At 73.5% G+C, this 12632-nt stretch carries 13 protein-coding genes; 7 read left to right on the forward strand and 6 right to left on the reverse strand.

The window, feature by feature from the left end:
* Nucleotides 1–98: 98 nt before the first annotated feature.
* Entirely contained in the window at nucleotides 99–701 is a 603-nt protein-coding gene (locus ABII15_RS31035; RefSeq protein ID WP_353945584.1) for a nucleotidyltransferase family protein, read from the reverse strand.
* 196 nt (nucleotides 702–897) lie between these two features.
* On the opposite strand from ABII15_RS31035, the gene ABII15_RS31040 reads away from it, so the two are divergent.
* Complete coding sequence (locus ABII15_RS31040; protein ID WP_353945585.1) at nucleotides 898–1218, forward strand: DUF5955 family protein; 321 nt, start codon at nucleotides 898–900, stop codon at nucleotides 1216–1218.
* 23 nt (nucleotides 1219–1241) lie between these two features.
* Here ABII15_RS31040 and ABII15_RS31045 read toward each other — a convergent pair whose 3' ends face one another.
* Nucleotides 1242–2711, reverse strand: a complete 1470-nt coding sequence (locus tag ABII15_RS31045; RefSeq protein WP_353945586.1) for a PLP-dependent aminotransferase family protein — start codon at nucleotides 2709–2711, stop codon at nucleotides 1242–1244.
* 100 nt (nucleotides 2712–2811) lie between these two features.
* Here ABII15_RS31045 and ABII15_RS31050 point away from each other — a divergent pair, with 100 nt between their 5' ends.
* Entirely contained in the window at nucleotides 2812–3315 is a 504-nt protein-coding gene (locus ABII15_RS31050; protein ID WP_353945587.1) for a universal stress protein, read from the forward strand.
* An 84-nt stretch (nucleotides 3316–3399) separates the two neighbouring features.
* On the opposite strand, the gene ABII15_RS31055 is transcribed toward ABII15_RS31050, so the two are convergent.
* Complete coding sequence (locus ABII15_RS31055) at nucleotides 3400–4026, reverse strand: response regulator transcription factor (protein ID WP_353945588.1); 627 nt, start codon at nucleotides 4024–4026, stop codon at nucleotides 3400–3402.
* Complete coding sequence (locus tag ABII15_RS31060) at nucleotides 4023–5219, reverse strand: sensor histidine kinase (protein ID WP_353945589.1); 1197 nt, start codon at nucleotides 5217–5219, stop codon at nucleotides 4023–4025. The genes ABII15_RS31055 and ABII15_RS31060 overlap by 4 nt, the downstream gene beginning before the upstream one ends.
* A 136-nt stretch (nucleotides 5220–5355) precedes the next feature.
* Between ABII15_RS31060 and ABII15_RS31065 the strand changes: the two genes are divergently transcribed.
* Nucleotides 5356–6423 carry an FtsX-like permease family protein gene (locus ABII15_RS31065; protein ID WP_353945590.1) on the forward strand — a complete coding sequence of 356 codons (1068 nt, stop codon included), beginning with the start codon at nucleotides 5356–5358 and terminating at the stop codon, nucleotides 6421–6423.
* Entirely contained in the window at nucleotides 6420–7115 is a 696-nt protein-coding gene (locus tag ABII15_RS31070; RefSeq protein WP_353945591.1) for an ABC transporter ATP-binding protein, read from the forward strand. The genes ABII15_RS31065 and ABII15_RS31070 overlap by 4 nt, the downstream gene beginning before the upstream one ends.
* Nucleotides 7116–7238: 123 nt before the next feature.
* Here ABII15_RS31070 and ABII15_RS31075 read toward each other — a convergent pair whose 3' ends face one another.
* On the reverse strand, nucleotides 7239–8039 hold the full coding sequence (locus ABII15_RS31075) for an IclR family transcriptional regulator (protein WP_353945592.1): 801 nt from the start codon (nucleotides 8037–8039) through the stop codon (nucleotides 7239–7241).
* Nucleotides 8040–8253: 214 nt separating this feature from the next.
* Between ABII15_RS31075 and allB the strand changes: the two genes are divergently transcribed.
* Together allB and alc are read left to right on the forward strand one after the other, a co-directional pair.
* Complete coding sequence (gene allB / locus ABII15_RS31080; RefSeq protein WP_353945593.1) at nucleotides 8254–9609, forward strand: allantoinase AllB; 1356 nt, start codon at nucleotides 8254–8256, stop codon at nucleotides 9607–9609.
* Between the two features lie 5 nt (nucleotides 9610–9614).
* Complete coding sequence (gene alc, locus ABII15_RS31085; RefSeq protein WP_353947254.1) at nucleotides 9615–10742, forward strand: allantoicase; 1128 nt, start codon at nucleotides 9615–9617, stop codon at nucleotides 10740–10742.
* Nucleotides 10743–10782: 40 nt separating this feature from the next.
* Here alc and ABII15_RS31090 read toward each other — a convergent pair whose 3' ends face one another.
* On the reverse strand, nucleotides 10783–11514 hold the full coding sequence (locus tag ABII15_RS31090; RefSeq protein WP_353945594.1) for a 3-oxoacyl-ACP reductase family protein: 732 nt from the start codon (nucleotides 11512–11514) through the stop codon (nucleotides 10783–10785).
* A gap of 204 nt (nucleotides 11515–11718) precedes the next feature.
* Here ABII15_RS31090 and ABII15_RS31095 point away from each other — a divergent pair, with 204 nt between their 5' ends.
* Nucleotides 11719–12624 carry a DMT family transporter gene (locus ABII15_RS31095; protein ID WP_353945595.1) on the forward strand — a complete coding sequence of 302 codons (906 nt, stop codon included), beginning with the start codon at nucleotides 11719–11721 and terminating at the stop codon, nucleotides 12622–12624.
* Nucleotides 12625–12632 lie beyond the last annotated feature (8 nt).

A 12632-nucleotide genomic window follows, 5' to 3' on the forward strand; every position in this document is an offset into this window, starting at 1 on the left:
GATCAGTGGATACTAGTTTCCTCATTGTGGAAGTTCAATGGTTTGTTGATGTCGAGATTCTCTGAGTCGACAGACCGTGGCGCTGAGTGCCACCCCCTTCACCGAAGGTGCCGGAGGTCGGCCTCGGTGTCGATGTCGTACGCCTCGGCGATGTCCCCGCACTCCACCAGTTCCACCGCCGCCGCGTGCTCCTTGAGGTAGGCGCGTGCCCCGCGGTCGCCGCTCGCACTCGCGGCGATCCCGGCCCAGTGGTCGCGGCCGAAGAGCACCGGGTGCCCGCGCTCCCCGTCGTACGCGGCCGCCGCCAGGGACGCGGGGGAGCGCAGCGCCGCCCGGACCCGGGCCACCGCGGCCGCCCCGATGCCAGGCTGGTCGACGAGCAGGACGAGCGCGGCCGACGCGCCGGTCGCGGCGAGCGAGTCGAGGCCGGCCCGCAGCGACGAACCCATGCCGTCCGCCCATCCGGGGTTGTCCACGAGCACGCATCCGTCGAGCGCGGCCCGCTTCCGCACGTCGTCGGCCGCCGCCCCGAGTACCACGTGCAGCGGCCCGCATCCCCCCGCGCGCAGGGTCCGTACGGCGTGTTCCACCAGAGGGCGGCCGTCGTGGGTCAGCAGGGCCTTCGGGCGGCCACCGAGCCGCCGCCCGCCCCCGGCCGCGAGCAGCAGCCCCGCGACCGCGCCTGTGTCTGTCGTCGTCATGGTCCCTGCATACCGCACGTCACCGCCGTCGGCGGCCCGGGCCCGCGGCGCGCCCATGAAGTTGCTCTACGCAACGGACTGGCGCGGACGGGCTCGTGTGGCGTTAACTGGTCCGCCTCACAACCGAGTTGCACGACTGACCACCGTGGAGCGCGGGACAGCGGGAGACGCACGACGAGGTGCGAGGGGGAGTGCTGTGTTGCGAAGCATGGAGCAGAGAGTGGTGACGGGCAGCGACGAGGATCCGCGGGTGGCGGAGCTGCGAACGGCCGTGTCCCGGCTGCGTCGTGAACTCGCGTCCCATCCGGTCGAGTTCGCCGACCGGGGGATCGCCGAGGACGAACTCGCGTCCCTGGACGCCATGGCGGGCGGCGGACAGCCCGAAGTGCCGCGGCTGCGAAGGTCGCTGCTGCTGGTCGCGGGGGCGATCGGCTCGGTGAGCGCACTGTCCGGGGCGCTGTCCCAAGTCCGCGGCGCCGTCGAGCTGTTCGGCACCGCGCCGCCGTCGAGGAACTGAGCCGGCCGGCGGGAGGGCGCGGGTCAGGCCACCCAGTGCGGCCGCCCCGGCTCGTCGCCCGCCCCGCCGAGCCCGCCGTCCACCGCCGCCGCGATCCGGCGCGCCGCCTCGTCGAGCACGTCCACCGGCTGCGTGTAGGGGAAGCGCAGCCGGTGCTCGAACGTCCCGGGGTCCGCGCCGAACCGCGACCCGCCCTCGATCCGCACCCCGTGCCGCAGCGCGGCCCGGGACAGCGCGGAGGCGACCGGACGTCCCAGATCGATCCAGAGTGACATCCCGCCGGGCGGCAACGCCCAGCGCCACGAGGGGAATTCACGCGCCAGCGCGTCCGCCAGATGGTCGCGCTGGGCACGCAGTACGGGCAGCCGGTGGCGCAGCACCTCGGCCTCCCGGCCGATGAGCCGGCCCGCCACCAGCTGGTCCAGGACCGACCCCGACATGTCGGCGGTCACCCGCAGCGCCGTCAGCTCGGTGATCAGCCGGGTGCCCGCGCGCACCCACCCCACCCGCAGCCCGCTCCAGTGCCCCTTGCTCAACGAGCCGACGGTGACGATCTGTTCACCGCCGCCCGCCCCGGCCAGCGACGCGAACGGCGGTGGGGTCGGGGTGTCGAGCCCGATGTCCGCGACCGTCTCGTCCACGACCAGCCAGGTGCCGGTCGCCCGCGCCGCGGCGATCAGCTGCTGCCGCTGCCCGGCCGGCATCAGACGGCCGGTCGGGTTCTGGAAGTCCGGGATGAGGTACGCGAGCCGGGGCGCCGACTGCCGCAGCGTCGCGCCGAACAGCTCCGCGTCCCACCCGTCCTCGGTCACCGGCACGGGGGCGGTCCGCAGCCCGAGCCGCCGGATGACGGACAGGGCGTTCGCGTAGGACGGGTTCTCCACCGCGATCCGGTCGCCCGGCCGGCCCAGGAGGGTGAGGGTGAGCGAGATGGCCTGCTGGGCGCCGGTCGTGACGAGGATCTGGTCCGGCAGCGTCGGCAGCCCGCGCCGCGTGTACCGCTCGGCGATCGCGGCCCGCAGCTCCGGCAGGCCGTACGGGTGGTAGCCCGGGGTCGCCGCGTGCCGGGCCACGTCCGGCGCCGCCTCGGCGTACGCGGAGGTCAGCTCCTCGGCCACCGCGCCCGGCGCCGCGATCGCCAGGTCGATCACCCCGTCCCCGGCGGCCGGGGTGGCGACGCTGGTCGGCCGCGCCCCGTCCGGCAGCTCCGTCCAGGTCCCCGAGCCGCGCCTGCTGTGCGCGTACCCGCTCTCCCGCAGCAGGTCGTAGGCGGCCGTGACGGTGGCCCGGCTGACCCCGAGCGCCGCCGCGAACTCGCGTTCCGCGGGCAGCCGGGTGCGCAGCGGGATCCGCCCGTCGAGCAGCAGCGTCCGCACGCCCTGAGCGAGCGCGCGATAGCCGGGCGTCCGCCCGGCCGTGGTCCCGGTCACCAGCTCGGCGAGCCGCCGGCTGCCGAGGCTGTCCATGCTGCGGACCACTGCTCCACCCGCCATGCCACATCTCCGATATTGGCCCTGCTGTCCAGGCCAATCAGCGTACAGACTCGAACAGTGGCTGAGGAGAAGTGGCCTGGGAGCGCAGAGGAGGCGTGCGGTGTACGACGACGGGTTCAGGGCCGGCCGAGTGGTGGTCGGGGTGAGCGGTTCCCCGGCGAGCCTCGCCGCGGTGCGCTCCGCGGTGGACCAGGCCCGCCGGTCGGGCCGCGCGCTGGTCGCCGTCGTGGCCTGGGAGCCGCCCGAGGGCGAGAAGCTCTACGCCCGCTGGCCCGATCACGCCTGGGCCCGGCACTGGCACGCCGAGGCCCGTGCCACGCTTGCCCGCGCCTTCGAGGAGGCGGTGGGAGGCTTGCCGCCCGACCTGGACGTGGCCCTCCGGGTGGTGCGGGGGCGTCCCGGGCCCGTGCTGGTCGGCCTGGCCGCGGGCCCGGACGACCTCCTGGTGATCGGCGGCCACCGGGGCCCGGTGCACCGCTACACCCGTCGTCACGCCTGGTGCCCGATCCTGACGGTTCCCGTCCGCAAGATCGCCCGAGCCGAACTGAGGGCGCTCCTGCGCCCCGTCAGGGGCGCGGGGAACTGCGCGACCAGCCACAGCTGACCCGCGCACACGCCCTAGGGCCTGTCCGGCGGATCTTGTCGCGGGCGCGGCGTCTGGCACGCGACCTGATCCGCCGGACAGGCCCTAGCGGGGCCGGACCAGGCCCCTGCTGATGGCGGCGGCCACCGCCGAGGTGCGGGAATCCACGCCGAGCTTGGCGTACACGTGCACCAGGTGGGACTTCACCGTGGCCTGGCTCAGGAACAGCTGACGGGCGATCTCGGCGTTCGACAACCCGTCCCGCACCAGCTGCAGCACCTCCAGCTCCCGCTTGCTCAAGGACTCGGCAGGCGCCCGCATCCGGTCCATCAGGCGGAGCGCGACGGCCGGGGCCAGCGCGGAGCGCCCCGCGGCGGCGGTGCGGACGGCCGCCGCCAGCTCCTCCGGCGGCGCGTCCTTCAGCAGATACCCGGAGGCCCCGGCCTCGACCGCCGCCAGGATGTCCGCGTCGGTGTCGTACGTGGTGAGCACCAGCACCCGCGGCCCGCCGTCGGCCGCCGCGATCAGCGCCGTCGCCTCCGAGCCGTGCATCCCGCCCCCGAACGACAGGTCCATCAGCACCACGTCGACCCGCTCCGACGCGGCCAGTTCCACCGCCCGCTCGGCGGACGCCGCCTCCGCCACGATCTCGAAGTCGGGCTCCGCGTCGAGGACGGCCCGCAGCCCGGCCCGTACGACGGGATGGTCGTCGGCGAGCAGCAGCCGGATCACGCCGGGCCCCCGGCCGGCAGCGGCAGGGTGACGGCGACGGCCGTCCCCTGGCCGGGCGCCGACTCGACGGTGAACGTGCCGCCGAGCGCCCGCACCCGCGCCCGCATCGCGGGCAGCCCGAACCCGCCGTCACCGCTGCCGACGCCGTCGCCCGTGACGGCCCGCTCCGGGTCGAATCCGTCGCCGTCGTCCACCACGTCGAGGGCCACCGAGGTCTCCATGAAGCTGAGGGTGATCTCCGCGCGGCGCGCGTGCGCGTGCCGGACCGTGTTGCCGAGCGCCGACTGGGCGATCCGCAGCAGCGCCACCTCGTACGGGGTGGGGAGCGCGAGCGGGGTGCCGCTCGTCGTGAAGCGGGCGCTGACGCCGGGGGCCGTCGCGCAGAGCCGTTCCAGGGCGCCGGCCAGTGAGCCGTGGTCGAGGTCGGGCGGGCTGAGCGCCCGCACGAAACGGCGGGCCTCGGCGAGATTGTCCTGGGCGGTCGCCCGCGCCTGCTCGATGTGGTCGGCGGCGGGGGAGCCCGCGGGCAGATCGCGCCCGGCCGCGCGCAGCAGCAACTGGATCGAGGACAGGCCCTGCGCGAGGGTGTCGTGGATCTCGCGGGCGAGCCGTTCGCGTTCGGCGAGGGTGCCCGCGGTGCGCTCGGCGGCGGCGAGTTCGGCGCGGGTCGCAATCAGCTCGTCGATGAGCCGGCGTCTGCTCTCGCTCTCCCGGTACAGGGCCTGGTAGCCCAGCACGGTCGCGACGGCGACGGCGGCGCCGATCAGCGGCCCTATGAACGCGCCCGCGTTGAGGGGCGCGCCATGTCCGACGTACGAGGCGATGGCCGCGCCCGCCGCCACCGCCACGGCCGGCACGCCCCAGCGGGCGGGCAGCAGGTGCACGAGGAGGAAGTAGAGGGGGAAGGCCAGCCACAGGCCGTCGGGGGAGAGGGCGAGCAGTACCGCCCACACCGCGCCGAGCACGGCGAGCCAGCAGGCCGCGCCCAGGCGGGTCGAGCGGACGGCCGGGATCAGCGGACCGGCCGCGTAGACGGCGCCCATCGCCGCGGCCGCCGTCACCACCGCGGCCGCCGGTTCGTCCGTCCGCCCGGTCAGGGCCCGCACCACGACGAGGGCGAGCAGCCCCGCCGTGAGCAGGTGCAGACACAGGCGCAGGACGCGCAGGGCGGGGGTGAGCGAGCGTGGATCCATACCGTTCACCAGCGTACGGAGGCAATCCCTCGAAGCGGTCAACCGAAAGGTTGAAAGAAGGCTGCGTCCTTCGATTCGGGTGAAGTGTGCTGTGGCGCGATGCCCGGGCGGGCCGCCGGGCCGCAGTGTGGACGGCATGTTCGTCGCATGGAGAGATCTACGGTTCGCCCGGGGCAGGTTCGCCCTGATGGGCGCCGTGATCGTACTGATCACGCTGCTGGTGGGGCTGTTGTCGGGGCTGACCGCCGGGCTCGCGCGGGACAACACGTCCGCGCTGACGGCGCTGCCGGCCGACCACATCGCGTTCGCGCGTCCCGCCGACGGGCAGTCGGTGTCCTTCACCGGCTCGACCGTCACCGAGAAACAGTGGCGGGAGCTGGCCGCGCGGCCGGGCGTGCGCGGCGCCGAGCCGATCGGTATCCGCACGCTCGACGCCGAGGCGGGCGGCAGGACCGCCGCCGTCTCCGCGTTCGGGGTGCGGCCGGACTCCGGTCTCGCGCCCGACGCCGTCGCGCCCGGCACCGCCGTCCTGTCGCAGAAGGCCGCGCGGGAGCTCGGGGTGCGCACCGGCGGCACGATCACGCTCGGCGCCGGGAAGCTCACCGTCGCCGCAGTCTCCGGTGACGCCTCCTACAGCCACACGCCCGTCGTCTGGGCCGACCTCACCGACTGGCAGCGGCTCACCCGCTCCGGCGGCGCCACGGCCACCGTCATCGCGCTGTCCACCGCGTCCGGCGCCGATCTCGCCGCCGCCGACCGCGCCGCCGGGACCGACACCACCACCGTCGACGGCGCCCTCGAAGCCATAGGGTCCTACCAGGCCGAGAACGGCTCGCTGCAACTGATGCGCGGCTTCCTCTTCGTCATCTCGGCGCTCGTCATCGGCGCGTTCTTCACCGTCTGGACCATTCAGCGCAGCGGCGACATCGCCGTGCTGAAGGCGCTGGGCTCGTCCACCGGGCATCTGCTGCGGGACGCGCTCGGCCAGGCCGCCGTCATGCTGGTCGGCGGCACCGCCCTCGGTACCGGGCTCGCGGCCCTCATCGGGGCGTTCGTGCCGGACAGCGTGCCGTTCGTGATGGAGCCGCTGACCACGGTCGGCCCGGCCGTCGTGATGACCGTCCTCGGTGCCGTCGGCGCCGCCCTGTCCATCCGGCGGATCACCGCCGTCGATCCCCTCACCGCGCTCGGAAGTGCCCGATGACCCTGCTGCTCGACGACATCACGCTGACGTATCCGGACGGGGACGGGCGGCTGACCGCCCTGGACCGGGTGAGCCTCGAAGTCCCGGCCGGCGGGCTCACCGCCGTCGTCGGGCCGTCGGGGTCCGGCAAGTCCAGCCTGCTCGCCGTCGCCGCGACGCTCGTCACTCCGGACAGCGGGCGGGTGCTCGTCGGGGGTGTCGCGGCGACCGGGCTCGGCCGGGCCGATGCCGCCGCGCTGCGCCGCGAGGCCATCGGGATCGTCTTCCAGCAGCCGAACCTGCTGCCGTCGCTCACCGCGCTGGAGCAGCTCGAAGTGATGGCCCATCTGGGCGGGCGGCGCGTGCGTGGTGGTGTGCGGGCGCGGGCCGGGGAGCTGCTGGACGCCGTCGGGCTCGGCGCCCAGGCCCATCGCCGGCCGCATCAGCTGTCCGGCGGGCAGCGGCAGCGGGTCAATATCGCGCGGGCCCTCATGAACGAGCCGAAGGTGCTTCTCGTCGACGAGCCGACCAGTGCGCTGGATCATGAACGGGGGGCCGTGGTGCTGGAGCTGTTGGCCCGGCTCACCCGGGCGCGGGGGACCGCCACGGTGCTGGTCACTCATGACCGGGGGCACTTGGGCGTCGCCGACCGGGTCGTCGAGATGGTGGACGGCCACCTGGGCTCCGTCGACACCCGGACCATCGCCGGCTGACGCCCGGTGGCCGCTTCTCGCGCAGTTCCCCGCGCCCCTGAAACGAGCTCCGCTCGTCCAGGGGCGCGGGGAACTGCGCGACCAGCCACGACGTATGCCGCACCCGGCGACGGACCGGTAAAGCTACGACGCGTTCCCGGAGCTGGCCAGTGCCGCCGACAGTTCTCGCGCCACCTGCTGAAGCACAGGCACGATCTTCTCCGTCGCGGCATCGGTCACGCGCCCGGCCGGCCCGGAGATGGAGATGGCGGCGGCGGTCGGCGAGTCAGGCACCGACACGGCAAGACACCGCACCCCGATCTCCTGCTCGTTGTCGTCGACCGCGTACCCGACCCGCCGCACCTCCTCCAGCGCGTCCAGGAACCCGTCCGCCGTGGTGATCGTCTTCTCGGTCGCGGCGGGCATCCCGGTCCGCCCGAGCAGCGCCCGCACCTCGTCCGCCGGGGTGTACGCGAGCAGCGCCTTGCCCACCCCGGTCGAGTGCGGCAGCACCCGCCGCCCGACCTCGGTGAACATCCGCATCGAGTGCTTGGACGGCACCTGGGCCACGTACACGATCTCGTCCCCGTCGAGCAGCGCCATGTTCGCCGTCTCGCCGGTCTCCTCCACCAGCCGTGCCAGATATGGCCGCGCCCACGTGCCGAGCAGCCGGGACGCCGACTCGCCGAGCCGGATGAGGCGCGGGCCGAGCGCGTACCGGCGGTTGGGCTGCTGACGCACGTAACCGCAGGCGACCAGCGTGCGCATCAGCCGGTGGATCGTCGGCAGGGGCAGGCCGCTGCTCGCGGAGAGTTCGCTCAGGCCCACCTCGCCGCCGGCGTCGGCCATCCGCTCCAGGAGGTCGAAGGCGCGCTCCAGGGACTGGACACCGCCGCTGGGTGTGGTCTTTGCGGTGTCGGTGGTGCTGGCGTCGGACGTCGGCACGGCGCGTTCCTTTCGAGGACAAGCAGGCGATGGTGCAGCCTACCGACCGATTCCCGGCCGGTGATCTCTTGACCTCGAAGTTCGTCGGTAGCTACGTTCTGCCTACCGGAATCATAATTTCACTTTGTGGAAACGTCTAGAGCCTTGACGGTTCCCGAAGCCGGAGTGAAAACTCCTTCAACAGAACGTTGAACTCATGTACGGGAGGTCCAGGGTGTCGGACGTCGAAGTCGAACTGGTGCTGCGCTCGACCCGCGTCATCACCCCCGACGGTACGCGGCCCGCGTCGGTCGCCGTGGCCCAGGGGAAGATCACCGCGGTGCTCGCGCACGACGCGGAGGTACCGGCGGACGCCAGGATCGAGGACTTCGGCGACGACGTGCTGCTGCCCGGCATCGTCGACACCCACGTCCACGTGAACGACCCGGGGCGCACCGAGTGGGAGGGCTTCTGGACCGCCACCCGCGCGGCCGCGGCCGGCGGCATCACCACGCTCGTCGACATGCCGCTCAACTCCCTGCCGCCGACGACGACGGTCGACAACCTCCGTACGAAGAAGGAGGTCGCCGCCTCCAAGGCGCACATCGACGTCGGCTTCTGGGGCGGCGCGCTGCCCGACAACGTCAAGGACCTGCGCCCGCTGCACGACGCCGGTGTCTTCGGCTTCAAGTGCTTCCTGTCGCCGTCCGGCGTGGACGAGTTCCCGCACCTGAACGGCGAGCAGCTCACCGCCTCCATGGCCGAGATCGCCGGATTCGGCGGCCTGCTCATCGTGCACGCCGAGGACCCGCACGAGCTCGACGTCGCCCCGCACAACAGCGGCCCGAAGTACGACGACTACCTCGCCACCCGCCCCCGGGTCTCCGAGGACGTCGCGATCAAGGGGCTCATCGACACCGCGAAGCGGATCGGCGCCCGCATCCACATCCTGCACCTGTCCTCCTCCGACGCGCTGCCGCTGATCGCCGCCGCCAAGGCCGAGGGCGTCAAGGTCACCGTCGAGACCTGCCCGCACTACCTCACCCTCACCGCCGAGGAAGTCCCGGACGGCGCCAGCGAGTTCAAGTGCTGCCCGCCCATCCGCGAGGCCGCCAACCAGGACCTGCTGTGGCAGGCCCTCGCCGACGGCACCATCGACTGCATCGTCACCGACCACTCGCCGTCGACCGCCGACCTGAAGACCGACGACTTCGCCACCGCGTGGGGCGGCATCTCCGGGCTCCAGCTCAGCCTGTCGGCGATCTGGACCGCGGCCCGCTCGCGCGGCCACTCCCTGGAGGACGTGGTCCGCTGGATGTCCGAGCGGACCTCGGCCCTCGTCGGCCTCGACGACCGCAAGGGCGCCATCGCCGTCGGCCGCGACGCCGACTTCGCCGTCCTCGCCCCCGAGGAGACGTTCACCGTCGACCCGGCCGAACTCCAGCACCGCAACCGCGTCACCGCCTACGCGGGCAAGACACTGCACGGCGTCGTGAAGTCGACCTGGCTGCGCGGCGAACGCATCGTCTCCGACGGCGAGTTCACCGCTCCGCAGGGCAAGCTGCTCGTGCGCGACGAAAGGAACAAGTGACCACCATGTCCGCGACCTCCGGGATACCCAGCTTCACCGGCGACGCCAGCCCCTACGGCGGCGGCGACCCGTACGCCGACTACCGCACCGCGGACTTCCCCTTCACCCGGTACGTCGACCTCGCCGCGCGAGCCCTCGGCGCCGGAGTGATCGCCGCCAACGACGAGTTCTTCGCCCAGCGCGAGAACCTGCTCGTGCCCGAGCGCGCCGAGTTCGACCCCGAGCACTTCGGCCACAAGGGCAAGATCATGGACGGCTGGGAGACCCGCCGCCGCCGCGGCACCGGCGCCGACCACCCGTGGCCCACCGCCGACGACCACGACTGGGCGCTCGTCCGGCTCGGCGCGCCCGGCGTGATCCGCGGCATCGTCGTCGACACCGCCCACTTCCGCGGCAACTACCCGCAGGCGATCAGCGTCGAGGCCACCTCCGTCGCGGGCGCGCCCACCCCGGAGGAACTGCTCGCCGACGACGTGAAGTGGACGACGCTCGTCCCGCGCACGGCGGTCGGCGGCCACGCGGCCAACGGCTTCGCGGTCGACGCCGAGCAGCGCTTCACGCACCTGCGCGTCAACCAGCACCCCGACGGCGGCATCGCCCGCCTGCGCGTCTACGGCGAGGTCGTCCCGGACCCGAAGTGGCTCGCCACGCTCGGCACGTTCGACGTCGTCGCCCTCGCCAACGGCGGCCGCGCCGAGGACGCCTCGAACCTCTTCTACTCGCCCGCCTCCAACACCATCCAGCCGGGCTACTCCCGCAAGATGGACGACGGCTGGGAGACCCGCCGCCGCCGCGACCAGGGCAACGACTGGATCCGCTACCAGCTGGCCGCCCAGTCCGAGATCCGCGCCCTGGAGATCGACACGGCGTACCTCAAGGGCAACAGCGCCGGCTGGGCGTCGGTCTCCGTCAAGGACGGCGAGGACGGCGAGTGGACCGAGGTCCTGCCCCGCACCCGGCTCCAGCCCGACACCAACCACCGCTTCGTGCTCGACGCGCCGGCGGTCGGCACCCACGCCCGGATCGACATCTACCCGGACGGCGGCATCTCGCGCCTGCGCCTGTTCGGCTCGCTGACCGAGCAGGGCACCGCCCAACTGACCGCGCGGCACGCCGAATCGGGCGCCCAGTAGCGAGGTGCGGGGCGCTCGCGCGCCCCGCACACCCGCACCGTCAGGCGGCGTGCCCGCCGTCCACCGCCAGCTCCGCGCCCGTGACGTACACCGCCGCCGGGCCCGCCAAGTAGGCGACGGCGGAAGCCACTTCGTCCGCCGTGCCGAACCGGCCGAGCGCCGTCATCCCGGCCTGCCCGTCCGCGTACGGCCCGTCCGCCGGGTTCATGTCGGTGTCGATCGGGCCCGGGTGCACGATGTTCGCGGTGATGCCGCGCCCGCCGAGCTCCCGGGCCAGCGCCTTCGTCAGGCCGATCAGCGCCGACTTGCTCATCGTGTAGAGCGTGCCGCCGGGCCCCGGCACCCGCTGCGTCATGCACGTGCCGATCGTGACGATCCGGCCGCCCTCGCCCATGAGCCGCGCCGCGGCCTGCGCGGCGAGGAAGACCCCGCGCACGTTCACCGCGAGCACCTTGTCGACATCGGCGAGCGACAGGCCCTCCAGCGGGCCGAGCACTCCCAGGCCGACATTGTTGACGAGCACGTCGACACGGCCCAGCCGCCCGACCGTCTGCCCGACCGCCTCCGCCGCCTCACCGGCGTCCGCGGAGTCCGACCGCAGCGCGAGCCCGCGCCGGCCGAGACCCTCGATCCGCCGCACCACCTCCTCGGCGGCCTCCTTGCCCTGGACGTAGGTGACGGCCACGTCGAATCCGTCCGCCGCGAGCCGCAGCGCCGTCGCCGCGCCGATCCCGCGCGAGCCGCCGGTCACCAGAGCCACCTTGCCGTTCATGTCCGCCTCCGTAGCGAGCTGTTGTCGTGCTCCGAGTACAGCCGCGTACGGGAACGAAAGCTGGCGGCAAACGGACGCCGAACCCCCGTCGGATCGGCCCCCGCACGACCTCTGGCCAACGTGATCACGCCCTGGATACTGTGAGCGCCTTCTCGCGCGAGCCACCGACGTCTCCGCACGGACCCGCCCCTCCCGGAGACCCACTTGAGCAGCCTCGCCCTGCCCGCGCCCCGCCCCCGCGCCTGGCTCACCGACGTCCCCGTGCTCGCCGTCGCCGTCGTCTGGGGCGCCAGCTATCTCGCCGCCAAGGGCGTCACCACCCCGTCGACCGTGCTCGCCGTCCTCGTCCTGCGCTTCGGCATCGTGCTGCCCGTCCTCGCGGGCACGGGCCTGCGGGCGCTGCGTGCTCTGAACGCCGCCCAATGGCGCGGCGCCGGGCTGCTCGGCCTGATCCTCAGCGGGATCTTCCTCCTGGAGACCTACGGTGTCGTGCACACCTCGGCGACCAACGCGGGCCTCATCATCAGCCTCACCATGATCTTCACGCCGCTCGCCGAGTCCGCGCTCACCAGGACCCGGCCGTCCCGCACCTTCCTGGCGGCGGCCGGCCTCTCCGTCCTCGGCGTCGTGCTGCTCACCCAGGGGGGCGGTTTCACGACACCTTCGGCCGGCGATCTGCTGATGCTCCTGGCGGCCCTCGCCCGTACCGTGCACGTCCTCGCCATGGCCCGCATGCGCGGAGTGCGGGGCGCCGAGGCGCTGCCGCTGACGACGGTCCAACTCGGCACCGCCGTCGTCGTGTTCGCCCTGCTCTGCGCGGCCCCGGGCACCGGCGCCGCCCCCTGGGACGCGGCCGCCGCCTTCCGGCCCGCCGACTGGGCCGGACTGCTGTTCCTGTCCGTCTGCTGCACGCTGTTCGCGTTCTTCGTGCAGATGTGGGCCGTGCGCCGCACCTCGCCCTCCCGCGTGAGCCTGCTGCTCGGCACCGAACCCCTCTGGGCGGCCGCCGTCGGGATCACCCTGGGCGGCGAGAAGTTGGGCGTTCCGGGCGTCGTAGGAGCGGTCCTCGTCCTGGCCGGAACCGCATGGGGCCGCCGCTCCGCACGTTAACGGCCGGA

It is taken from the genome of Streptomyces sp. HUAS MG91 (genome assembly GCF_040529335.1).
GTDB lineage: Bacteria > Actinomycetota > Actinomycetes > Streptomycetales > Streptomycetaceae > Streptomyces > Streptomyces tabacisoli.